This window comes from Paraburkholderia sp. GAS348 (assembly GCF_050434205.1).
GTDB lineage: Bacteria > Pseudomonadota > Gammaproteobacteria > Burkholderiales > Burkholderiaceae > Paraburkholderia.
This window is the reverse complement of record NZ_JBNPVT010000030.1, coordinates 25009-48704: the sequence shown is the minus strand read 5'-3', so window position 1 is coordinate 48704 and position 23696 is coordinate 25009. Positions and strand designations below refer to the sequence as shown.

Sequence of the window (23696 nt, the reverse complement as noted above, 5' to 3'; positions counted from 1 at the left end):
TTACTTTAGTCACGCGCAATTTTGAAGCTCGCGCTTCGTTCCACCACCTGTCGAGCTGCGCGCAAACACTCGACAAGCAGAATCAGTTCCTTTTTCAAAGCCGGCGAAGCAATCAGCAACGCGTTATTCAAGCAGCCAATTTCGGCAGTGAGCCGGGCTTCGATCGCCTCTCGGCCGGCGCCATCGTCTTCGAGAAGTTGCGCTTCGATTGGCAAATCGGTGAACGAGCCGAGCGTACTTTTACCCGCATTTTTTTTGACCATGGGTAGCATCCATAAAAAATTCGTATACCGAACCGTCGTCGTCGCGCGTGATATCCGCTGTGCAAGCCGAGAGTCGCGTGATCCGTCCGATCGGCAGTCGCGCGCCGACGAAATAGCGCACGCCCTGTGCATCGCTGAGCCAGAACGCGTGACGGCTGGCAAGCAGATTCAGACCAAGCGCGTCGAGCGGCACGCGCACCCGTTCGCCTTGCTGCGCGTGGCCCGGAAAAGTCAGGTCACGCAACCCGTGAACCTCAGCGCGCGCCAGGCGGGCCACACGTGCGTAGTCCCACGATTCGGGCGACAGAAACCCGTGCACGTCAGGCAGCGTCGCGGTGAACGCACCGGGTTCCGCGGTGTGCACCTCGGCGCCGCGGTAGTAGCGCGCAAGAAATTCGCCAACCTCCTCCTGCAACTGATCGAGCACAATCACATGCATCACCGGCGCCCGCTGCCGCGACCACGCGCTCGCGGTCAGCGCTGCGAGATCGGTGGCCGACTGCACATAGCCTTCATAAACGAGCGCACCGGACTTCGGGTCGAGATGCGTGGTCACCAGCCGGAATGCTTCGTTGATGCGCGTCGTGCGCGGCACGCCGGACATTGGGCTCGACGAGATCCATGTCAGCAGCCCAAATACAACCGGTGTGACTAGAACGATCGCTTTCGTCACGGGCGACGCATCGGACCAACGTTTCGCGAGATACGCGAGCGGCGCATTGCGCAGCAGGTAGGCACGCTCGGCATCACGCGCCAGCGTCGCGCTCGGCGCATCGCGGCCGCCGAACTGGAAAGTGACACTACCTACTGAAAACCACGCACCGCGCCCTAACAGCACGCGCCGTCCCGGCGGTATCGGTCGGCCGAACACGGCAACGTTCGCGTGGTGCGCGACCACCGCGAGCGACGCACCTCGAGATTCGACGGTGGCATGCTGCGGTTCGACACCCTCGTCGATCACCATCAGGTCCGCGTCCGCGCCACTACCTATGCGTACCGGCTTCCCGGACGACAGCACCACCCTCGCACCGATGTGCACGCCATCCATCACGACGATCAGCGCGTCAGCGGTCATGGCGGTTCTCCCACGGCATCTTGCTCACCGCCGGCAAAACGGCCGGAGTAACGGGAGATGACGCTGACGACTGCGACGTGTCTCGTGCAACTGGCTGTACCAGGCTTCGCAACGCGGCGTCGACGTTTGGCGCAACGCCGACAACCACTGGTTGCACCGATTCCACCGTGCGGGGCGCGATATTGGTCGGCGACCCCGGCTGCGAAGGCGAAGCGGTTGCTGCAACCGGCGCTCGAGCCGCGATGAAGTCCGGATTCGGACTTGCGTTGCCCGACGTCGGGCCCGCGACGGCCAGCGTCCCATCCGGCGCCCCGTCACCCGACAGCCGTTTGAGGCGCGGTGTGATCAGAATCAGCCGTTCGAGGCGCTCATGCGTGGTCTGCGTATCGCGGAACAGCGCGCCCAGGTACGGCACGTCGCCGAGCACCGGCACCTTTGATGTGGTGTTTTCGCTGCGCTCGTATTGATAGCCGCCTATCAGCAAACTCTCGCCGTCGCGCACGACCGCCTGGGTGACAACCGAATGGTTGTCGACCCGTGGAATGCCATCTACAAACGTCGTCGAGCTGAACGTACCGTCGTCGATCTGGATGTTGAGCCGAATATTGCGGCGCGGGTCGCCGGTCGATTCGACACTCGGCGTAACCTTCAGCGTCAGCCCCGTATCTATATTGAAGAGGTCGACTGCCTGGTTGCCCGCTACGCGCACATACACTGAACTGCGCGAAGTCAACGCCGCTTCCGTGTTGTTCAGCGTCAGCACTTGCGGACGCGATAGCACGCGCGCCTTGCCTGCGTCCTCCAATGCATGAATCTGTGCAAAGAGGTATTGCGCCGAGTTGCCGACCAGCGTCGCCAGATTCAAGCCGCTCGCCGCACTGGCTGCCGTCACCAGGTCCGGAACACCGAAGCTGAGCGGTGCGCTCGCGGTTCCGGAGGCGCCGTTGATGCGCCCATTCGCGCCACCCCAACGCACGCCGAGCGAGCGCGCAGCATTCGAAGACACGTCGATCACCACCGCGTCGATCTCGACCAGTTCCTGCGGCTGGTCAAGCATCGCAATTGCGCGCTCATAATTCGGCATCATCGACACGATGTCGCTGATGATCACCGAGTTGGTACGCTGGTCGGCGACGATGTTGCGGCGCGCGGGGGTTGCGACTGGCTTCGCGGTATCGGAGTCGGGTAGCGGCGGACGATCGACGTCGCCGACGGGCAGCGCGCCTCCCAGCCCCAGGCCAAGCAGGCTGGGTAGCGGAGGCGGCCCGCTGCGCGCGCTGCGGGCGGCGGCACGGGCATCTTCGGCGCGTGGGCCAGGTGCGCGCGGCGCAGTAGGCTGCCAGGTATCCGTCATCAACTGGCGCAGCAACGTAGCGACGCCCGGCATGACTTGCTCCTGCGCCCCAACCGTAAAATGAATGTCCTGCGCTTGCGCGTAGCGCAACGGGAAAACCCGGATGACGATCTCGTCGAACGAAGGCTCAACGGTGGTCTGCCGTTGTGCGTTATCGATTGCCTGTGCAACCGCGTCGACGAATTTCGACGGGCCGGCAACCTTGACGGTCGTCGCCGAATATTTGATCGGCAGGCGGGCATCGTCGAGATCCAGGTTGCGAAGCAAGGACGCGACCGCTTCGCGGGTCATCGGCGCAAACGGGATAACCCGGCTGCGCACGTCCGACGCGGTCGCGACATGCATCGCCTTGCCGTCGAAATACCAGACAAGGCCGTAGGCCTCTACCAGTTGGGTGAATACATTGCCCGGCGTGTCGTCGAAGCGGCCATTGACCGCACCTTTCACGTCGCGGCCTATGTCCGCGCTCAGGCCCTCGACGGCAAGCACGTCGCGCAACACGTCCGGCAGTGGCGCACCGTTTACTGCGTAGTGAATCGGCGCGCCCTGCCAGACGGGCGTTGCGGCGTCGGCCCCCGGTATCAACAGCACCAGGCAGGCCACCCCGAGCGAACCAGCGAGGCGACGTACGGCGGCCGAGGGCATGCACGGCGACAAGGACGGCAGTTCACCGCTGCCTCTCCTGAGAACCGAATCGTTGAGTCGCGTGATAAGCATTAGAAAATCCCTGGCTACGTGTGTTGACCGCATTAGCCTGAAATTTAATGACGCTTCCATCCACCCTGGTCATATACATGTAAGACATTCGCGAAAGAGCAGACGCGGTGGCCGCCTGTTCCATTGTGCTACTCAAGCGAATACCAATATCCACGACTCATCCGCGACCAAATCCACCCAATTGACTCGCCCATCTCTAAATTAAGAAAAAATACCAATGCCGATAAGTCATACATCTGTATGACCCGTTTCCGCCGTATAGAGCGAGGATTGATGGGTAGCCAACCTGATTAAACCGATCATGACAAACGACCTATTAAATTCATGTTGCACCGCCAAGGTTTTCTCAAAATTATTCAGCGCCTTTAAGGACTTCGACTCCTCAATCGTCGTTTTGCACAGTCCGAATTTCCGGTGCGCCTACACATGCGGGTGACACGCTACTGCACCTTCACTCCGCAACTGGCAAGGCCCAAGCTGCGCTCTGTCAGAATTAACGGATTCGCAACCTGCCTACGGCTTGAAGAGATCTACTGGAGAATCATTGAAGAAATCGCGCGTCAGGAGTCTCTGACAGTCGGAAAGCTAATATCAAAATGGGCCATTGAAATTGACATGACGCAAGAAACCATCTGTAACTTCACCGGATTCATCCGAATAATTTGTGTAACTCAGGTACTCGCACACAAACACCCGATCGACATGAGGACGATCGACCCGGACGCGCCATGCAACTCATTTTAATAAAGCACAAGGAGGTTTATCGAATAATCATATTTAGTTCTTTCGTACAACCCGGTACGACAGCAGTTGACCATTCCGCTCAATTTCATACGGAATAACAACTGAGCGTTTTAATTACTCATGAGAAGGATTTGAGAATGACGAATGCAATCAACAACATGGGCCAGAGCAACCCCATCCCGTCGAATTTGCCCCCGGCGACAACGCAGGGCACGGGCAACGCTGCGTCCCCCACCGTGCGGGCGTACGAGTACGCCCCGAACGGCAAGCTCGCCGACGTTCCGTCGAATGTGCCCCGGCCGGACAGAACGCCGCCAGGTTTTGACCCGTCCCACGACGCGTTGGTGCGCCTGCCCGACAACACGCACAACACGGTCCCGCCCGCGCAACAAAACACCGGGTCACAAGACGCCGTGCCGAACGACACGGACGCTTTGCCGCAAACGCAGAGCTGTCTTCACGGAGGGGCGGCGTGTGAAATTGGTGGCGCAGCGAAGAAAGAATCGCACAAGACGGCCTCGCCCCCTGCGCCCCCCCGCGTGAATTCGGACAGCCCCTCCGATACCAATGGGAAGTCGACGCCGCCCGCTCGGGAAGAGGGGAAGAATGACCTTATGGTCTGGTGAGTAAGGTCATGGACGTCGTCCAGTCGCTCATTCCCGCCGTGATGCCTCTTCTCGGCGCAGCCATATCGATGATGAGCCAAGCGGGAGCGGGTGGAACTGGTCGAGTGGGTGGAACAGACGGAGCGGGCACCGCCTGACGAGCCCCTAAAACAACTGGCTAGCGCAGTGAGGCTGGCCGGGCCAAGGAGCGGCTCCACGGTACGCCGCCCCGTTTCGAGTCGCGCTATTCCCCTTACGTTGCAATTAATTAATGAGAAGGATTTAAGAATGATGAATGCAATCAGCAACATCAGCAGCACCCGGTTCGATATGCCCATGCCGGCAGCGCCGCAAAATAACGTGCAGACGGAGACGCACTCCGTCTCCGTACGGACGTTCCCGCCCGATGACATGGGCGATATGAACGGTGCGCCGCCGGCCATGGCTTCAGCCGATCTGCACGCCGAACATGCCTTGAACGCGGCCGCGGACAACACCGGCAATGCGCCGCAGGCGGGCAACGCAGCGCAACAGGGAGCGAACGGCGGCGGCTTGCTGGGTGGTCTGTTGAGTGGGCTCATGGACCTCGTCAAACAGGTCCTTCCCGCAGTGATGCCTCTTCTTGGCTCGGCCATGTCGATGATGGGCCAAGCGGGAGCGGGTGGAGCTGGTGGATTGGCTGGTGCTGGTGGATTGGGTGACGCTGGTGGGTTGGGTGACGCTGGTGGAATGGGTGGAACAGACGGAGCGGGCGCCGCCTGACGAGCCCCTAAAAAGCAACCGGCCAGCGCAGCGACGCTGGCCGGGCCAAGGGGAGGCTCCGCGGTACGCCGCCCCGTTTCGAATCCCGCTATTCCCCTCACGACGCAATGAATAATTCCCGCAGGCTGGGTTCCGTCGATTTCCGGCGCCTGGACGACCTCGTCAGACGCTCGAATGCAGGGCTGCACCCGGCGATTGCCGAGTTCGTCGACGGAGGCCATCGTCGAATCGGTCAGATGCTGCGCAGCGGGTCGCCGCCAGACGCGGCCGCGCAGCGTTTCCTCGACGCACTGCAGTCGATGCAGGATTACGTCGGCACCTCATACCGGGTATCGCAGATCACCCTTGGTGGTCTCGCCGCGCTACGACGCGGCCGGGACCGCCAATTTGCCGACTCCGGTATACAGTGCGCCTTTGTGCTGCCTTGTAGCGCAGCGACATGGGCGGCGCACGCGGCTCAAGCACAACTGCACGAAGGTGTGTATCGGCTGTTCTCGATCTTCGACGAATCAGTCCCACAGAAGAATCTGTCGACCGCACGACTCGCGGATCATGTCGCGGTACCTCCCGGAACGCCGTTGCGGCTCAAGGCTCTGCGCATCATTGCCAGCCAATGTGCGGCGGGCCCGGGCCTTGCACGCGTTGTCGCACATTTCGCCCGTGCGAATCACGCAGGCGGTACGCCATACGATCTTTACAGCGGTGGGTACGCGACGCCGCAACCTGCCACTGAAGTTGCTGCCGGCTAACACGATCATGTTTCGCGGCGAGCGGCCCGCGCCGCACGCCATGGACCACAGCAGCCAAACCATACTACCCCAAGTGCGAGGGCACATTGCCCGTCTCCACCTGGCTCGCTGCCCAGCGGGACCGTCGGCCGCTTAGGGCCACAGCAGCGCCGGCCGGCCCAGACTGCCCGCCGCGCCGCAGCAAATTCAGCCGGCGCTGTACAATAGCCCGCCTGACGCGAGCTTTTCCGGCCTCCCCTGGCCGCGTTCCGCGCCGTCTGCGCCTTGGTTTGCGTGCTCGATCCGCGCGTTTGGTTTGCGCTTCGGGTCAGCGCATATAGTCCGTGTTCCGTCACCTGCGTTTCATCTGACTCCTGCCTATGTCCGCCCCGCGACCCGACTCAGCCCGTCAGCGCCGCCCGATGCGTCCGCTGCCCGCCATCATCTTCATGAGCCGCTGGCTCCAGGTGCCGCTTTACCTCGGTCTGATCGTCGCGCAAGGCGTCTACGTCGTTCTGTTCCTCAAGGAAGTCTGGCACCTCGTCACGGCCTCGATGACGCTCGACGAGACCAACATCATGCTGGTGGTACTTGGCCTGATCGACGTGGTGATGATCTCGAACCTGCTGATCATGGTGATCGTCGGCGGGTATGAAACCTTCGTGTCGCGCTTAGGCGTGGAGGGGCATCCGGACGAACCGGAATGGCTCGACCACGTGAACGCCGGCGTGCTGAAGGTCAAATTATCGATGGCGCTGATCAGCATCTCGTCGATCCATCTGTTGAAGACTTTCATCAGCCCCGATCAGAATTCGACGCACACCATCATGTGGCAGGTCATCATCCACGTCGCGTTCCTCGTGTCGGCGCTGGTGATGGCTCTCGTCGACCGTCTGACCACCCATACGCATCCGAAACATTTTCAGGAACCCACGGCGCTGCATGTCGTGGGTTCGACCGGTTCCATTCCCCTGAAGGCGCACGACTGACCGCACTGCCCTGCGTGTCCGAAAACAAGCGCCACTGTCCCCACTGAGCTAGCCATGACCATCATCAAACAGGAAGATCTGATTCAAAGCATTGCTGATTCGCTTCAGTACATCAGCTATTACCACCCGCTCGACTACATCCAGGCCTTGGGCCGCGCTTACGAGCTCGAAGAGAGCCCGGCCGCGAAGGATGCGATCGCGCAGATCCTCACCAACAGCCGCATGTGCGCCGAAGGCAAGCGCCCGATCTGCCAGGACACCGGCATTGTCACGGTGTTCGTGAAGGTCGGCATGGACGTGCGTTGGGACGGTGCGACGATGGGCGTCACCGAAATGATCAACGAAGGCGTGCGCCGCGGTTATCTGAACCCGGACAACGTGCTGCGCGCGTCGATCGTGAGCCCACCGGAAGGCGCGCGCAAGAACACGAAAGACAACACGCCGGCCGTGATCCACTACGAGATCGTGCCGGGCGACAAGGTCGACGTGCAGGTTGCAGCCAAGGGCGGCGGCTCGGAAAACAAGTCGAAGTTCGCGATGCTGAACCCGTCGGACTCGATCGTCGACTGGATTCTGAAGACCGTGCCGACCATGGGCGCAGGCTGGTGCCCGCCGGGCATGCTCGGCATCGGCATTGGCGGCACCGCTGAGAAAGCGATGGTCATGGCGAAGGAATCGCTGATGGATCCGATCGACATTCAGGACGTGATCGCCCGCGGCCCGAAGGACTGGATCGAAGAACTGCGCGTCGAACTGCACGAGAAGGTCAACGCGCTCGGTATCGGTGCGCAAGGTCTCGGCGGTCTCGCCACCGTGCTCGACGTCAAGATCATGGCCGCACCGACGCACGCTGCGAGCAAGCCGATCGCGATCATCCCGAATTGCGCGGCCACGCGTCACGCACACTTCACGCTGGATGGCTCGGGCGTGGCGAAGCTCGAAGCGCCGTCGCTCGACGCATGGCCGAAGGTGCAATGGGAACCGAATACGGAAACCAGCAAGCGCGTCGATCTGAACACGCTGACGCCGGAAGAAGTCGCAGGCTGGAAGCCGGGCCAGACGCTGTTGCTGTCGGGCAAGATGTTGACGGGCCGTGACGCTGCGCACAAGCGCATCGCCGATATGCTCGCGAAGGGCGAAAAGCTGCCGGTCGATTTCACGAATCGCGTGATCTACTACGTCGGCCCGGTCGATCCGGTGCGCGACGAGGCAGTCGGCCCCGCCGGCCCGACCACCGCCACGCGCATGGACAAATTCACTGAGACCATGTTGTCGCAAACCGGTCTCATTTCGATGATCGGCAAGGCCGAGCGCGGCCCGGTTGCGATCGAGGCGATCAAAAAGCACAAGGCCGCGTATCTGATGGCCGTGGGCGGCGCTGCATACCTCGTGTCGAAGGCCATTCGCAGCGCGAAGGTTCTCGCGTTCGAAGACCTCGGCATGGAAGCGATCTACGAATTCGACGTGCAGGACATGCCGGTGACGGTTGCCGTCGATTCGAACGGCACCTCGGTGCACCAGACCGGCCCGAAGGAATGGCAAGCGAAGATCGGCAAGATTCCGGTCGCGACGGTTTAATTCGCCGCTAACGCCTGTTACGTATGTCAAAAGCCGGGACTTTGGTCCCGGCTTTTTCATTGCTGCGTGAGACGCGACGCCAGATGCCTGCAACAACGTCAAAAGATGTGTCTGTTTCCTTGGCTTTTTCGGGTCTGGCGTTTATTGTTGTTGAAAATTCAAAGCCCCTAAAAGGAATCCCCATGCAAGGCGACAAGAAAGTTATCGAGTATCTGAACTCCCAGCTCAAGAACGAGTTGACCGCCATCAATCAATACTTCCTGCACGCGCGGATGTACAAGCACTGGGGCCTCGAGAAACTCGGCAAGCATGAGTACGACGAATCGATCGGCGAAATGAAGCACGCCGACTGGCTAATCGAACGCATTTTCATGCTCGATGGCCTGCCGAACCTGCAAGACCTGCACAAGCTGCTGATCGGCGAGGAAACCAAAGAAATCCTCGAATGCGATCTGAAGCTCGAACAGATTTCGCAAAGCACCTGCAAAGAAGCGATCGTGTATTGCGAATCCGTTCGCGATTTCATCTCGCGCGAAATCTTCGTGAAGATTCTCGACGACACCGAAGAACACATCGACTGGCTCGAAACGCAACTGGACCTGATCGACAAGGTCGGCATCCAGAACTACCAGCAAACTGCGATGGGTTCGGTCGAGTCCTGATCGAACCAGGTTGAAACAGCCCGCGCGCCGGCTCATGGGCCTGCTCGCGAACGCCGGCTCGTTTGTCGAGCTTATTTGTCAGCTTATTTGTCAGTTCATTAGCCGGCTCATTTGCAAGGACAAGCGCCGCGCGGGCGATATACTTGCGCACTTCCCCGTTTTCGTGAGTTTCCCGTGACCGCTGTGCCGCGCGTCTCCTTATCGCCTATGCCCGCAGAATCGCCGTCTTCGAGTGCCCCGATTGCCACCTCAGGTGGCGGCTCGCGGGCGCCGGTCGGCATTTTCGACTCGGGTCTGGGCGGTTTGTCGGTGCTGCGGGCGGTCCGGGCACAACTGCCCGGCGAAGCGCTCATCTACGTTGCCGACTCGCTCTACGCCCCCTACGGCGAACGCGACGACGACTTCATTGCCGACCGCACCCTTGCGATTGGCGAATGGCTGGTCAAGGAAGGCGCGAAAGCGCTGGTGGTCGCATGCAACACGGCGACCGCGCAATCTATCGCACTAGTCCGCGAAAAGCTGTCCATTCCGCTGATCGGCGTCGAGCCGGGCGTCAAACCGGCCGCGCTGCAGTCGAAAACACGTGTTGCCGGCGTGCTCGCCACACAAGTGACCTTGCGCAGCGCCCGCTTTCAGGCCCTGCTGGAGCGCTACGCCGCCGATTGCCGTTTTCTTTGTCAACCAGGCCACGGACTCGTGCAGGCGGTGGAACGCTGCGACGTCGGGTCCGCTGAACTGCGCGCATTGCTGCGCAGCTACCTGCAGCCCATGCTCGATGCCGGCGCAGACACCCTGGTGCTCGGCTGCACCCACTACCCGTTTCTCAATGCGGCGATCCGCGATATCGTCGGCGACCGGCTGATGCCGATCGATACGAGCGTGGCCATCGCGCGCCAGCTGGAACGGGTACTCGACCAGCACGGGCTGCGCGCCGCCCCGGAAAATACCCGCGCTGCTCTGCCCCGTTTTTATTCGACCGGCGACGGCACGCATCAGCAGCAGCTCGCCGCTACGCTTCTGCAAATCGACGCCGCTGTCGAGCAGGTCGAGATCCCGTCGCGCCGCACGGCGGCGCCGGATTCCCAAGCCGCATAAAGCCCTCGTCCACTGCGCTTTAGGCCGCCATACGGCCTTTCTGCGCGCTTTTTAGGCATTTTTGCGCCCTCCCCGCCGCTCGCGCCGAATCCCGCCCCGCAGGTGAAACCCTGCTAACAGTCTGGTTTTGTTACAAAAAATCATGCAGGACGCTTGCCAAACGGCCCAATCAAAATGATAATAGTTCGCATTAACGTTAGCTATGACGCCCTGCCATGATTGTCTGTGTCTGCAAGTCTGTTTCTGACCGAAAGATCCGTGCCTCGATCGCGGAAGGCGTCGATTCGTTCGACGAACTCCAGTTCGAACTCGGCGTCGCCTCCTGCTGTGGCAAGTGCGCGGATTCCGTGCGCGACGTCATGATGCAAAGCGGCGTGTGCGCGAGCCGGTGCGGCTTCGAGCATCACCCGCAGGCTATGCCGCTGACGTTTTACGAACGTAAGGCCGCTTAAGTCCGGTTTTAGGGCGCAGCCCACGCCGCGTCTTGGGATTCACCACGTTACTGCTTCATGCGCTGCTTTTCGCGCCGCGTCATACTCCTGCTCCACGCGTTATCCCACTGCCGTCAGCAAGCCAGTATCCGTACCAGCCAGCTACCCGCTCACCCGTTAAAAGGAGTTCGAGATGGAATTGCTGATTGGTTTCGTGACTACCTTGTTCATTTCGTTGCTGATCTTCCGAACATGACGATGTCTTGTCTGACGTGCCGCATCGACGGCGCGTCGCCACGCTAATATGCAGGCCGCGCATCCCGTTTCAGCCGGCGCCACGCCGGCGTCGTCCGCCCGAATGAATTCCCGTGCCTTGATCGCGACTGCCGTGGTCGCGGCGATTCACGTCGCGTTGCTTGCAGTGGTCCTGACATTGCGTCATGAACCCGTGCAACCGTCACTCGAATCGCGCGTCATGACCGCGCAGCTGCTGGCGCCGGCCGCTGCGCCCGTCGCACTGCAATCGATCGCGCCGCCGCCACCCAAACCGGTGCCGCCGGTTCATACCAGGCCCAAAGTCCAGCCAAAGCCGGCGCCAACGCTCAGGCCGACGCCTGCGCCGTTGCCCGAGGCCGCCGCGCCGTCGCCCACGCCTGTTGCTGCAGCTGAGCCAACGCCGCCCCCGCCGGCTGCACCACCCGCTCAGGCTGCACCGGCAGTCGGCCGTCCGATGATGGAAATCACCGCGCCGAAGAACGTTTCGCACATCGACTGCAACATGGTCACGCCAGAGTACCCGTCGCTTTCCAGGCGACGCGGTGAAACCGGCACCGCCTATGTGAAGTTCGTAGTCGGACTGACGGGCAAGCTCGAGAGCATCGAACTGAAGAAAAGCAGCGGTTTCAACCGCCTCGACGATGCCGCGGTTGCCGCGGCGCATGCGAGTGCCTGCAAGCCCTATCTCGAGAATGGCCAGCCGATTCGGGCCGCGTACACCCAGCCTTACAACTTCAATCTGAACGATTGAGGCAGAATTTAAAAGAAGGAATTGCAATGCAAAACTACGGATTGGCGCACGTGTGGGCGCAAGGGGATTTCGTGACGCGCGGTATCGCGCTCGCGCTGTTGATCATGTCGGCGATGTCGTGGAGCGTGATCGTCATCAAAGGCTGGAATGTGATGCGCCTGAAACGTCTCACGAAGAACGCCGAACAACAGTTCTGGCATTCGGACGATCTCGCCGACGGCGTAAAGAAGCTCGGTGCCGGATCGTCGACGCCGCAGGACAATCCGTTCCTCGCACTCGCGCTGTCGGGCCAGGAAGCCGCCGATCACCACCATCAGACGCAGCCGCATCTGCACGATCGCATGGACGTGTCGGATTGGGTGACGCGCTGCCTGAAGGACACGATGGATGAAAGCGTCGCACGCATGCAAAGCGGTCTGGCGATTCTCGCCTCGATCGGCAGCACGGCGCCGTTCGTCGGCCTGTTCGGCACGGTGTGGGGCATCTATCACGCGCTGCTGGCGATCGGCGCGAGCGGCCAGTCGTCGATCGATCAGGTCGCGGGCCCGGTCGGCGAAGCGCTGATCATGACCGCGTTCGGCCTGTTCGTCGCGATTCCGGCCGTGCTCGGCTACAACGCACTGACGCGCGCCAACAAGGCGCTCGTCGCCAAGCTGAGCCGCTTTGCGCACGGTCTGCACGCCTTCTTCGTGACGGGCGCCCGTCTGTCGTCGTCCAAACGCGGCGACGGATTGCGCCTCGCCACGCGCGCTCACTGATCGACGAGGCATTCCGATGGCAATGAGCCCCTTCGCCGGCGACGATGACGACGGCCTGATGAACGAAATCAACATGACGCCGCTCGTCGACGTGATGTTGGTTCTCCTGATCGTCTTCATGGTGACGATCCCGGTGATTCGTCACGCGGTCAAAATCGATCTGCCGCATGCAAGCAGTCAGAAGGAAGACACCAAGCCCGCGCAAGTGACAGTCGCCGTCGATGCGGACGGCAACGTGTTGTGGGAAAACAAGAAGGTCGACGACGCAACGCTGCGCGCGAAGATTGCAGAAGCTGCGCAAGCGAATCCGCAGCCGGAGCTGCATCTGGATGCTGATCGCAAGGTCGCCTACGAGAAGGTGGCGGAAGTGATGTCGGCGGCGCAGGCCGGTGGTCTTACGAAGATCGGCTTCGTCACGCAGCCTAAAGGCAAATGACCTGGCAACCGGTCTGTCAAGGGGCTCGCGCGTAGAAACGCACCACTTGCCCCTTCGCGCCACTGTTAAGCAGCGCCTGCCGAAAAAGACAGAAACGCCCTTGAAACAGGGGCTAAAAGTAAAAGGCCTTCATCGTCAGATGAAGGCCTTTTTTGTGCGCACTCGGCGCCTTCGGGCGGCGGGATTATTTGCCATCGGTCGAAGAAGATTGATAGCTCGAGTCACCGCATGCGACAGCCGTGATCGACACGGACAGCGCGCTCAGCCCTATCAGGCCGACTATCATAGCGGCCATGAGTTTCCGCATAAGAGACTCCTTAGCGAAGGGATTTCACTATAGGCCTGTGAGCGCGCGCATTCAAGCAAACTGTCATTGAAAGTACTCATGACAGGCGGCGCTTAAATGCTAAAAGCGATGTCGCCGCGTGCAATAAGTGCTATGAAGCGATGGTCAGAACCGGCTGCACGGCGGCCTCTGGCGCGGTACGCGTCGGACACTCGCCCGCGATGTGTTTGCCTTCGTCCGGATCGAGCATTTCGACCAGATAATCGACGAACGCTCGCACCGCCGGCACCATCCCCTGCCGCGACACGAATACCGCGTACAACTGCGGCGTCGGCAAAGTCCAGCCCGGCATCACCGGCGACAACTGCCCCGCGCGCAACGCGCTGCCATACATCATTTCCGGCACCGCGGCGATACCCACGCCGGACAGCACCGCTTCACGAATCGTCATCAGATCGGCGGTGACGAGGCGTGGCTCGTGTTCGTGCGCGTGGCGCGTGCCGTCGGGGGCGATCAGATTGAAGACATGGCGGCCATCCCCGGTCGGCACATCGAGCGTTTCGAAGCGGCTCAGATCGGCCGGCAACAGCGGCGGCGCATTTTGCTGCAAGAGGCTTGGTGCGCCGACCAGCATCTGCTGCGTGCGCCACAACGGCCGCACCACGATATTGGCGTTTTCCGGCGGATCGGAGCGCACGCGCAACGCGACATCGATCGAATCTTCAAACAGGTCGACCACGCGGTTCGTCACACGCATCACTACGCGCACTTCCGGGTAGCGATGCATGAATTCCGGCAGGATCTGCGACAGGATGGTCTGCGAAATCGTCACCGGCACACTCACACGCACTGTGCCGCGCGGCGACGAGCGCAGCTGCTGCACGACATTGACGGCCGCCTGAGCCTCGCTCAGCATCGCCTGACAGTGCTGGTAGAAGAGCTCGCCGGCTTCAGTGAGCGCCAGCTTGCGGGTGGAGCGCTGCAGCAAACGCACGCCCAGCGACGCTTCCAGTTCGGTCAGCCGGCGCGAGAGGCGCGACTTGGAAATGCCCAGCACGCGCTCGGCGGCGGAAAAACCGCCGTGTTCGACGACCTGCGAAAAATACATCAGATCATTCAGATTGTGTGAATCGATTTTCATCTCATCGTTCCAGTAATAGGACAATCCATTGCGCGATGGCGGCTGGTGCCTAGGAAAACGGTCCCTATAATAGCGCTATGTTTCAAAAATAACGCTATTCCCCATTTTTCAAGGTGACTTTGATGACCACGACACGCACGATCGAACGCACGTTTCCCGCCGTTCGCGCGACCGAAGGTGGCGGCTTTATCGTCCACCGCCCGTTTCCGACCCGCCTGCTGATGGATTTCGATCCGTTTCTGCTGCTCGACGAAATGGGGCCGATCGACTACGCGCCGGGCGAGGCCAAAGGCGCGCCGGATCATCCGCATCGGGGCTTCGAAACGGTCACATACGTGCTCGAGGGCCAGCTCGGCCATAAGGATTCAGCAGGCCATTCAGGCACCCTGCATGCCGGCGACGTGCAATGGATGACTGCGGGCGCGGGCGTCGTGCACAGTGAGATGCCGGATCCGTCGTTCGTGCGCACCGGTGGGCGCGTGCACGGTTTGCAACTATGGGTGAATCTGCCGCGCCGCGACAAGATGATGAAGCCGCGCTACCAGGAGATATCGTCGGCCAGCATTCCGGTCGCGACGTCCGCGGACGGCAAGGTGCGCGTCAAGGTCATCGCGGGCGAAGCGCTCGGGGCGAAGGCAGCGATCGAAACGCGCACGCCGATCCTGTATCAGCATTTCTCGCTGCAACCGGGCGCGACGATCCAGCAACCCGTGCCGGCCGACTACCGGGTGTTCGCTTACAGCCTGTCGGGCAAGGGCTTTTACGGCGAAGGCGACGCGCGCCAGGAAATCGACGCGCAGAAGATGGTGGTATTTCAGAACGACGGCGAGTCGGTCATGCTGACGGCCGGCGCCGAGCCGCTCGAAGTGTTGCTGCTCGGTGGCGTGCCGCTGAAAGAACCGGTGGTACGTTACGGCCCGTTCGTGATGAACACGGAAGAGGAAATCCGCCAGGCGGTCGTCGACTACCAGGCTGGGCGCATGGGCGCGATCACCCATTGATCGGCCGGGCCGGCGCGTGTTGCCGCTCACGATTGCGGTGGCGCGGCGCTCACCACGCCGCCCGCGCCGCTGCACATGGGCGCGAAGGCGGGTAAATTCGTTCACAATAGCGATTCATGCCGTACGCCGCGCCGTCGAGCCATGACGGACCGTGGCGCGCGGCGATTTCCGTCCCTGTTCAGGAGCGCGCATGGCAGAGTCCACCGTCACCGCCCACATCGGTTCGACAAATTTCCAGGTCCTTTTCGACGACGGCAAGCACACATGGCTCGCCGACGAACCCGAGTCGCTTGGCGGCGGTGATCGCGGGCCGGCGCCCGTCGCGCTGTTGCTGTCGAGCCTCGGTGCCTGTACGTCGATCACGCTGAAGATGTACGCTCAGCGTAAGGGCTGGCCACTCACCGACGTGCGCGTGGCGCTGTCGCTCGAAACCGGCGACGCGGGCTCGACCATCGACCGCAAGATCATGCTGGAAGGCGATTTGTCCGACGAACAGCGGGAACGGCTCTTGCAGATTGCCAATGCGTGCCCAGTTCACAAGATCCTCACGCATTCGATTGCGATCCGTTCTGGTCTTGCCGTGGCCTGAAGCCATGCGAGTCTCGCGCGTCGGCACATTGGCGCGATAGCTCGCTGAGCGCGACAATGGAGTGGTTGGCTCAGCCGGGCTGAACGTTTCGCAACGCTTTCATAGGAAGCTGCCGTTTTGAATTTCGAACACCTTATCCAGATCAACGATCCGTTGAATCCGTTTGTCGACGCGATGACCCGCGAGCAGTTATGGGAGGGTCTCGTGCTGCGCGCCGAACAGCCGCAACTGTTCGTGATCGGACTCGACAGCTGCACCATCCTTTCGCGCGAGGGCGACACCCTCGAACGGGAGTTGCACTATGGCCAGGCCACCGTGCGCGACCGTGTCACGCTGCAGGATCGCCAGAGCGTGCGCTATGACATTCTGCCGACGGCGGACTATGTCGGCGGCTCGCTGACGATGACTATCGAGCAGCCTGACGAACTGCAGTTGTTCCTGCGCTTCGAATACGCAACCACCCTGCCCGTATCCAACGACCAGGACGCCGTGCAGACGCAGGAAATCGTGAAGTCGGCATATCGCGAGAACGATATCGATACCGTGCGGCTGATCCGCCAGTACGTGCAGACCAAGCAGGAACCCGGTTCGTTGCATTGAATCCTGTGCGGGCGCTCTGCCCGCACCGTCACCGGCGACCACGGGCCTGTGCATCGCCGGCCGTCATCCTCCCGGCGTGTGCGGCCGTCCCGGAACGGCCGGCCGGAAGTGCCCTGCTTCGCCGCCCTCTCCCGCCGTCCCGCTCCGCTGTCATTCAGCTATCGGAAGTCGAATCCGATGAATTTCCCTTTCTTGTAAATAGGAATGGTTATCATTTAGAATCAACTCATCGAATCGACCAACAGCTAAAACGAATGACCGATCTCACGCGCTCTTCAACACTCAGCTTGCGCCGCCCGGCGGCCGCGCTGACCAGCCGTCCGAAAACATCGACGGCGACGGCAACCGTCGCGAAGCCCGCAGCGGATCGCGTCGGCAGCACGAGCGAGAAGCCGGATCGGGTCGTGCGCAGCGACGCACTGCTGCAAGGACATAGCCACGTCAGCATCGTGCATAACGGCGAGACCTACCAGTTGCGTGCAACGCGCCTAGGCAAGCTGATCCTGACGAAATAACAGGCAAGAACGAATAGAAGTACGTATCGGGTATTGTGGGGACCACCTCCTCGAGAGGTGTTGGGCATTAGCCAGCCACGACGGCTTGCACGTGAGAACTAGACCCCTTCGTGCAGACATCAAGCCAGCCGTCGCAGCCAGCCAGGCCGCTTTTTTGGTTCTCACCCAATGCGGATGCACGAAACGACGTGTATCGCACATGCAGAAAATTAAAAAGCCGTGGGATGTGATCATCTCCACGGCTTTCTGTTTTTTGCACGGCGCCGATCGGATCTCGACAGCGCCTCTTCGAAGCGTTAAGACCTACTTCGAAGCCCAGCCCCAGAACATCAGCCACCATGCGCTATCGACCACAGCCAGCGCCGCGGCGAACCACACCATCGCGAGACCGCGTTGAAGGAAACGCGCGCTATAGCGGCGTGTGACGAGCCAGGCGAGCCACGCGCTCCACAGGTTGGCGATCGCCAGGATCGCGATACGCATATCCGACGCCCACCACAACGACATATGCTCCGCGCGCAGCAGCGACAGCGTGGTCGCCGACAAGCCAAGGAATACCCCTGCGCCGGCAATCGGAATCAGGCCTTGCGCCAAATGATGCAGACGCACGGTGTTGAAGCGTCCCAGCATGCGCGTCGCGCCCATCAGCAGCACCAGCAGCGCCGTGCCGTACACCAGCGCCGTGGCGAGGATGTAGCCGATCACCATCGTGCCGTCGAGCCACGAGAACACGTCGTTCTGCTCAGGGTAATGCGTGAACAGGAACCACGGCGCGTTCGTGTCGAGCGGCCAGGTGATGTCATGATCGACCAGCCACGTGGCGAAGAACATCTTCAGGTCGACGAACCAGCGCGAAGCGGTCCAGTGGAACGCGCCGATTGCGATGCCGAGCAGGCCGTACAGGATCAACGCGGTGTCCCACGGGTTCGCCTGCTTGTCGCCGAGCTGCACGACTTCCGACGACGGCGCGCGCCACGTCAGCGCGATCGCGTCGCGATGCCCGCTGCAACGGCCGCACATATGGCAGTCCGAGGCGCCCTTCATATTGCGCAGCGGCAGCAGCGGCGCGCAATTGATCGGAATCACGCGATGCCCATGTTCGCCGTTCTTGTACGAACGGCGCCACGCGTCTTCATCGACTTTGTAGTGGAACGGCGCGAGACGCGCGAGAAGCGAGAAAACCCCGTTGACGGGGCATAGATACTTGCACCAGACGCGCTTCTCGCGTCCGTACAGCAAGCCGATGATCATCGCCGCGAAGGTCGAGCCGCCGAGCACCAGCAGCACCGCTTTGGGATACTGGTAGACGCTGACCATCTGCCCGTAGATGGTGGTCATGCCGAATGCGACGAACGGCCAGCCGCCCCAGCGCATCCAGCGCGGAATCGCCCAACCGCGGCCATACTTGCTGGCGAATTCCGCGAGCGCGCCCTCCGGGCACAACACGCCGCACCAGACGCGGCCAAGCATCACCATCGACAGCAGCACGAAGGGCCACCAAATGCCCCAGAACACGAACTGAGCCGCCAGCGTCAGGTTGTTCCACAGATGCGCGGTGTCGTCCGGCAGCGGCATCACCGCCGGCACGAGAATCAGGAACGCGTACACCGCCACCACGACCCACTGAATGCCGCGGATCAGGCCGCCATGACGCTGCATCCACTGCCCGGCCGCGGCGAGGCGGCCCGGGCGGGTCATGACGGCACTCATGCTGCGCGCCCTGCGGCTTGCTGCGCCGGCTTGCGATTCACGCGACGCACCAGCAGATAGACGACCAGCCAGTACACGGTGTAGGCGACCAGATTCATCAGCGCCGGATGGGCGCGATAACCGGTGAGCGTCGCAACCAGCGAACCAAAGGTGCTCGAGTCGTCGAGGATGGCTGAGGAGTTCCACATCTGGCCGATGATCGTCGGCAGGATTTCCTTGTCGATCAGCTTGTCGACGCCGGTCTGGAACAGGCCCGCGCCGAGGAACAGCAGCATGATTTCGGTGACGCGGAAGAAGAGCCGCCACGAAAAATACCTGCCGCCCAACTGCAGCACGTAGAAGGTCAGGAACGCAAGACCGAGGCCGATCACCACCGCGAGCATCTGGTTGCCGTCCACGTGACCCGATTGGCCAAAGCCGAGACCGTACAGGAAGATCACCGTTTCGCTGCCTTCGCGCGCGATCGCCAATGCGACCAGCACCGCGACGCCCCACCAGTTCGAATCGCGCTGACTCTTTTGCAGCGACTGTTCCATGTCGCGCTTGAGCGACCGGCCGTGCTGCTTCATCCATAGCACCATCTGCACGATCAGCACACATGCGACCAGCACCATTGCGGTCTGGAAATAATCCTGCGCGTCACCGGAGAGCACGTCGGTGAAACCGACCAGCGCCGCGCCGAGTGCAACCGCCGCGACCACACCGGCCGCGACGCCGCCCCACAGGTACGGCAAACCGCGGCGCGCATCGTCGTCGCCATTTTTCAACCACGCGTACAGGATGCCGACGACCAGCAACGCCTCGACACTTTCCCGCCACACGATGAATAGAATCTGACCCATTCAAGCTCTCCCTTCTACCCTGCTAGTGCTTTGGCGAACGCGTAACCCGTTTTTGTTCGAGGCGTGCGCTCGCGCCCCAAGCCGCTACTTCGCGACGATCACGCCCTGCGCCTGCTGATGGAAATCGTCGAAGAACTTGTACTCGCCTGGTTCCAGCGGAGCGATCACGACGAACGAATCCGCACCCGGCGCCAACACCTTTTCTTTGCGCAGCTGCACACTTTCGAACTCAGCCGCGCCCTTGCCGGTGTTGCGTATCGCGATCTTGATGCGCTGCCCTGCCGGCACTTCGATGCGCGCCGGATTGAGCTTGCCGTCATTCATTTCCAGGCTGAATGTGGGCAAATCGGCGGCGTGGGCGGCGCCGGCCAGCGACGCCAGCATGGCGAGCATCGCGATCTTTCGGTTAATTCTCATTAGCCTTTCCGGAAAACGCGGCGCAGAGCGGGTCACATCGCCCGTGCGCCGCCTGCTGCTTGCATTCACTCATTCACGCCTCGTCACGCAGCGATGCGTGACGAGGCGTGATGATCTGCGTCGGCGGCGATCAATAACCGCCCTTCTTGCCGATACCCGCGAACGTGAAATCGTATTCGAGCGTGATCGGCTTGAACCACGGACCCACGCCGGTTTCCTTGTCGACGTGACGACCGAACGCCATGTGGCCGGTTTGCATCGGCGCCTCGACGATCATCTTCAGGTGATACTTGCCCGGGCCTTGCAGCTTGACGTTGTCGCCGTAGTGCGGACCGTCGTTGGCGACCATCGCCATCATGTCGCCCTTCTGGGTCTGACTCGAACCGGCTTTCGTCAATTCATAACGAACTTGCAGATACGGCATCCAGTCGCCTTCGGCGAAACCCGTCGGATTGTTCTTGACCGCATGGATGTCGGCTTCAAGGTGGATGTCCGATTCCGACGCCTTGCGCATCATGCCTTCGGGTTCCATCGTGATCGGCTGCAGATAAACCGCGCCGATTTCCATGCCACCCTGAATCTGGTGCTTGCCGATCGGGTATTCCGCTGCCGTTGCGGAAAGCGCCGCTACCGTGGCCACCGCTGCTGCGCCGCCACGCACAAATGAAGAAATCCGCATTGAAACTCCTTATTTTTATCAGACTGGAATCGAACCCATTGGAACAGTGCGGCGCACGTGCGTTTTATGCCGCGGCCCCGGCGCCCTCTGACAGAGGACAGACCGCAGACAATTTCATTACGAACGATAATGCGAACTATTCTCAATATTGGTCGAGTTTATCATTGATCGGCAGGGAGAACAAACGAGAACGCGCGCAAAGCCTTATGGGAGCAGGGCCTTAAGGCGGTCTTAAGGAAAGCGCGGGCGAAGGGGTTGGCGGGGTGTAGGCGAGGAGAGACAAGGCGCGGCACATTGCCGCGCCCTGAACAGGAAGGGGGTTTAATCGACGCCGGGCACGTGGTCGCCGACATTCGCGCCGAACACGCGCTGCCGCAACAGCGCCAGCTGGTCGCGAGTTTGTGCGGCCTTTTCGAACTCGAGATTCTTGGCGTGCTCCATCATCTGTTTTTCGAGACGCTTGAGCTCCTTGGCAAGCTGCTTCTCGGACATGTCTTCGAATTTCGCCCGAGTCTGCTGCTCCTTCAACTCGGCGCGGGCATCGTCGACGTTGTACACCCCGTCGATGATGTCGCGAATCCGCTTGACCACGCCGCGCGGCGTAATGCCGTGCTCCAGGTTGTAGGCGATCTGCTTGGCGCGCCGCCGTTCGGTTTCGTCGATAGCGCGGCGCATCGAATCGGTCACCCTATCCGCGTAGAGAATCGCCTTGCCGTTCACGTTACGCGCCGCCCGCCCGATGGTCTGGATCAGCGAGCGCTCGGCGCGCAGGAAGCCTTCCTTATCCGCGTCGAGGATCGCGACCAGCGAGACTTCGGGAATATCCAGCCCTTCGCGCAGCAGGTTGATCCCGACCAGCACGTCGAACGTGCCCAGCCGCAGATCGCGAATGATTTCCACCCGCTCGACCGTATCGATGTCGCTGTGCAGGTAGCGCACCTTGACGCCATGGTCGGCCAGAAACTCAGTCAGCTGCTCCGCCATCCGCTTGGTCAGCACTGTCACCAGCACGCGGTCGCCTACTTTGACGCGCTCGTTGATCTCGGCGAGCACGTCGTCGACCTGCGTACGCGCCGGGCGCACCTCGATTTCCGGATCGACGAGGCCGGTAGGACGCACCAGCTGCTCGGCCACCTGCCCCGCCGTTTTCTTTTCGTAATCGGCCGGTGTGGCCGACACGAACACCACCTGACGCATCTTGCGTTCGAACTCGTTGAACTTGAGCGGGCGATTGTCGAGCGCCGACGGCAAGCGAAAACCGTAGTCGACCAGATTCTCTTTACGCGCCCGGTCGCCGTTGTACATGCCGTTCAGCTGGCCGATCAGCACGTGCGACTCGTCGAGCAGCATCAGCGCGTCGGGCGGCAGATAGTCGACCAGCGTTGGCGGCGGCTCGCCGGGCGCGGCGCCCGAGAAGTGCCGCGAGTAGTTCTCAATGCCCTTGCAGAAACCCAACTCCTGCAACATTTCCAGATCGAAGCGGGTGCGCTGCTCGAGCCGCTGCGCTTCGACCAGCTTGCCATTGCTATAGAAGAACTCGAGCCGGTCGCGCAGTTCGGTCTTGATCGTTTCGACCGCGCGCACCACGGTGTCGCGCGGTGTCACGTAATGCGACGATGGGTACACGGTAAAACGCGAAATTTTCTGCCGCACGCGGCCGGTGAGCGGATCGAACAGTTGCAGCGTCTCGACCTCGTCGTCGAACAACTCGATGCGCACCGCCATTTCCGCGTGCTCAGCCGGGAAAATATCGATCGTGTCGCCGCGCACGCGGAACGAACCGCGCTGGAAGTCGGCTTCATTGCGGTTGTACTGCATCGCGATCAGCCGGGCGATGATGTCGCGCTGGCCGAGCTTGTCGCCAGTACGCAGCGTCAGAATCATCTTGTGATATTCCGACGGGTTACCGATACCGTAAATCGCCGACACCGTGCCGACAATGATTACGTCGCGCCGCTCCATCAGGCTCTTGGTGGCCGACAGCCGCATCTGCTCGATGTGCTCGTTGATCGACGAATCTTTCTCGATGAACAGGTCGCGCTGCGGCACATACGCTTCCGGCTGGTAGTAGTCGTAGTACGAAACGAAGTACTCGACCGCATTGCGCGGAAAGAACTCGCGAAACTCCGAGTAGAGCTGCGCGGCGAGGGTCTTGTTCGGCGCGAACACGATCGCCGGCCGGCCGAGCCGTGCGATGGTGTTGGCCATCGTGAAGGTTTTGCCGGAGCCGGTCACGCCGAGCAGCGTCTGGAACGACAAGCCGTCCTCAATGCCTTCGACGAGCGTGTCGATCGCCGTCGGCTGGTCGCCGGCGGGCGGATACGGCTGGTACAGCTGGAACGGCGAGCCTTCGAACGCAACGAATTTGGATTCGTCGAGCGTTTCGTCGGCTTCAGTCAGATGGTGTTCGGACATGGGGAGCGGCACCGGGCCTTGGGCAAAGAACTATTCTAACGGGTTGCGGGAGCCCGAGCCGAGCGGGCCTGCGTAGGGGTTGCGGGGGCAGTGGAGAAAGGGCAAATGGCGCCTTGGTGCCTGTTTTTCAAGCAAATAATTCAGTCCAGCGGGCTTTGTCGCCCGAAAAATGCCTGCGAATTCGCTACAATGCCAAGTTGCGCTCGCTCGTCGATGCCCACCCGCCCTCTGAATGAATCGTCCGTCAGACACCGTTGGCCGGGCCGCCCGCGCTCGA

Annotated in this window: 25 protein-coding genes; 16 read left to right on the top strand and 9 right to left on the bottom strand. The window is 61.4% G+C overall.

Annotated elements, in window-relative coordinates:
• Nucleotides 1-5: 5 nt before the first annotated feature.
• The 3 genes from P3T22_RS30105 to sctC are packed head-to-tail and all read right to left on the bottom strand — an operon-like array spanning nt 6 to nt 3409.
• Nucleotides 6-263, bottom strand: a complete 258-nt coding sequence (locus P3T22_RS30105; protein ID WP_429326938.1) for a hypothetical protein — start codon at nt 261-263, stop codon at nt 6-8.
• On the bottom strand, nt 241-1338 hold the full coding sequence (locus tag P3T22_RS30100) for an FHA domain-containing protein (RefSeq protein ID WP_429326937.1): 1098 nt from the start codon (nt 1336-1338) through the stop codon (nt 241-243). The genes P3T22_RS30105 and P3T22_RS30100 overlap by 23 nt, the downstream gene beginning before the upstream one ends.
• Entirely contained in the window at nt 1328-3409 is a 2082-nt protein-coding gene (gene sctC / locus P3T22_RS30095; protein ID WP_429326936.1) for a type III secretion system outer membrane ring subunit SctC, read from the bottom strand. The genes P3T22_RS30100 and sctC overlap by 11 nt, the downstream gene beginning before the upstream one ends.
• Nucleotides 3410-3835: 426 nt before the next feature.
• On the opposite strand from sctC, the gene P3T22_RS30090 reads away from it, so the two are divergent.
• The 12 genes from P3T22_RS30090 (at nt 3836) to P3T22_RS30035 (ending at nt 13224) form a co-directional block, all read left to right on the top strand.
• Nucleotides 3836-4153: a ribbon-helix-helix domain-containing protein gene (locus P3T22_RS30090; protein ID WP_063495355.1), complete on the top strand. Its 318-nt coding sequence runs from the start codon at nt 3836-3838 to the stop codon at nt 4151-4153.
• A gap of 137 nt (nt 4154-4290) precedes the next feature.
• Nucleotides 4291-4779, top strand: coding sequence for a hypothetical protein (locus tag P3T22_RS30085; protein WP_429326935.1), 489 nt, complete (start codon nt 4291-4293; stop codon nt 4777-4779).
• Nucleotides 4780-5046: 267 nt separating this feature from the next.
• On the top strand, nt 5047-5520 hold the full coding sequence (locus P3T22_RS30080; RefSeq protein WP_429326934.1) for a hypothetical protein: 474 nt from the start codon (nt 5047-5049) through the stop codon (nt 5518-5520).
• A gap of 107 nt (nt 5521-5627) precedes the next feature.
• Entirely contained in the window at nt 5628-6269 is a 642-nt protein-coding gene (locus P3T22_RS30075; protein ID WP_063495352.1) for a hypothetical protein, read from the top strand.
• A gap of 359 nt (nt 6270-6628) precedes the next feature.
• Nucleotides 6629-7237: a TIGR00645 family protein gene (locus P3T22_RS30070; RefSeq protein ID WP_082854956.1), complete on the top strand. Its 609-nt coding sequence runs from the start codon at nt 6629-6631 to the stop codon at nt 7235-7237.
• A gap of 54 nt (nt 7238-7291) precedes the next feature.
• Nucleotides 7292-8815 carry a fumarate hydratase gene (locus P3T22_RS30065; protein WP_429326933.1) on the top strand — a complete coding sequence of 508 codons (1524 nt, stop codon included), beginning with the start codon at nt 7292-7294 and terminating at the stop codon, nt 8813-8815.
• Between the two features lie 182 nt (nt 8816-8997).
• The gene (gene bfr, locus P3T22_RS30060) at nt 8998-9477 is read left to right on the top strand and encodes a bacterioferritin (protein WP_063495349.1); all 480 of its coding nucleotides are present in this window, start codon (nt 8998-9000) and stop codon (nt 9475-9477) included.
• Nucleotides 9478-9684: 207 nt separating this feature from the next.
• Nucleotides 9685-10572 carry a glutamate racemase gene (gene murI, locus P3T22_RS30055; RefSeq protein ID WP_429326932.1) on the top strand — a complete coding sequence of 296 codons (888 nt, stop codon included), beginning with the start codon at nt 9685-9687 and terminating at the stop codon, nt 10570-10572.
• Nucleotides 10573-10787: 215 nt separating this feature from the next.
• Entirely contained in the window at nt 10788-11024 is a 237-nt protein-coding gene (locus P3T22_RS30050) for a (2Fe-2S)-binding protein (RefSeq protein ID WP_063495347.1), read from the top strand.
• Nucleotides 11025-11307: 283 nt separating this feature from the next.
• Complete coding sequence (locus P3T22_RS30045; RefSeq protein ID WP_429326931.1) at nt 11308-12030, top strand: energy transducer TonB; 723 nt, start codon at nt 11308-11310, stop codon at nt 12028-12030.
• A 26-nt stretch (nt 12031-12056) separates the two neighbouring features.
• Entirely contained in the window at nt 12057-12788 is a 732-nt protein-coding gene (locus tag P3T22_RS30040) for a MotA/TolQ/ExbB proton channel family protein (RefSeq protein WP_063495345.1), read from the top strand.
• 16 nt (nt 12789-12804) lie between these two features.
• Nucleotides 12805-13224, top strand: coding sequence for an ExbD/TolR family protein (locus P3T22_RS30035; protein WP_063495344.1), 420 nt, complete (start codon nt 12805-12807; stop codon nt 13222-13224).
• 437 nt (nt 13225-13661) lie between these two features.
• Here P3T22_RS30035 and P3T22_RS30030 read toward each other — a convergent pair whose 3' ends face one another.
• Nucleotides 13662-14651 (bottom strand): LysR family transcriptional regulator, encoded by a 990-nt coding sequence (locus P3T22_RS30030; protein WP_063495343.1) that lies wholly within the window; start codon nt 14649-14651, stop codon nt 13662-13664.
• A 122-nt stretch (nt 14652-14773) separates the two neighbouring features.
• Here P3T22_RS30030 and P3T22_RS30025 point away from each other — a divergent pair, with 122 nt between their 5' ends.
• The 4 genes from P3T22_RS30025 to hemP all read left to right on the top strand — a co-directional run bounded on the left by P3T22_RS30025 (nt 14774) and on the right by hemP (nt 17356).
• Nucleotides 14774-15652, top strand: coding sequence for a pirin family protein (locus P3T22_RS30025; protein ID WP_063495342.1), 879 nt, complete (start codon nt 14774-14776; stop codon nt 15650-15652).
• A gap of 190 nt (nt 15653-15842) precedes the next feature.
• Nucleotides 15843-16241 carry an OsmC family protein gene (locus tag P3T22_RS30020; RefSeq protein ID WP_063495341.1) on the top strand — a complete coding sequence of 133 codons (399 nt, stop codon included), beginning with the start codon at nt 15843-15845 and terminating at the stop codon, nt 16239-16241.
• Nucleotides 16242-16358: 117 nt separating this feature from the next.
• Nucleotides 16359-16841: an SRPBCC family protein gene (locus P3T22_RS30015; protein WP_063495340.1), complete on the top strand. Its 483-nt coding sequence runs from the start codon at nt 16359-16361 to the stop codon at nt 16839-16841.
• Nucleotides 16842-17095: 254 nt separating this feature from the next.
• Nucleotides 17096-17356: a hemin uptake protein HemP gene (gene hemP, locus P3T22_RS30010; protein WP_063495339.1), complete on the top strand. Its 261-nt coding sequence runs from the start codon at nt 17096-17098 to the stop codon at nt 17354-17356.
• Between the two features lie 303 nt (nt 17357-17659).
• On the opposite strand, the gene P3T22_RS30005 is transcribed toward hemP, so the two are convergent.
• The 5 genes from P3T22_RS30005 to uvrB form a co-directional block, all read right to left on the bottom strand.
• Nucleotides 17660-19066 (bottom strand): 4Fe-4S binding protein, encoded by a 1407-nt coding sequence (locus P3T22_RS30005; RefSeq protein WP_082854955.1) that lies wholly within the window; start codon nt 19064-19066, stop codon nt 17660-17662.
• Nucleotides 19063-19908: an FTR1 family iron permease gene (locus tag P3T22_RS30000; RefSeq protein WP_063495338.1), complete on the bottom strand. Its 846-nt coding sequence runs from the start codon at nt 19906-19908 to the stop codon at nt 19063-19065. Before P3T22_RS30000 ends, P3T22_RS30005 begins: the two co-directional genes overlap by 4 nt.
• 84 nt (nt 19909-19992) lie before the next feature.
• Nucleotides 19993-20325 (bottom strand): cupredoxin domain-containing protein, encoded by a 333-nt coding sequence (locus tag P3T22_RS29995; protein WP_063495337.1) that lies wholly within the window; start codon nt 20323-20325, stop codon nt 19993-19995.
• 130 nt (nt 20326-20455) lie between these two features.
• On the bottom strand, nt 20456-21004 hold the full coding sequence (locus P3T22_RS29990; RefSeq protein WP_063495336.1) for an iron transporter: 549 nt from the start codon (nt 21002-21004) through the stop codon (nt 20456-20458).
• Nucleotides 21005-21325: 321 nt separating this feature from the next.
• Nucleotides 21326-23419, bottom strand: a complete 2094-nt coding sequence (gene uvrB, locus P3T22_RS29985; RefSeq protein WP_063495335.1) for an excinuclease ABC subunit UvrB — start codon at nt 23417-23419, stop codon at nt 21326-21328.
• Nucleotides 23420-23696 lie beyond the last annotated feature (277 nt).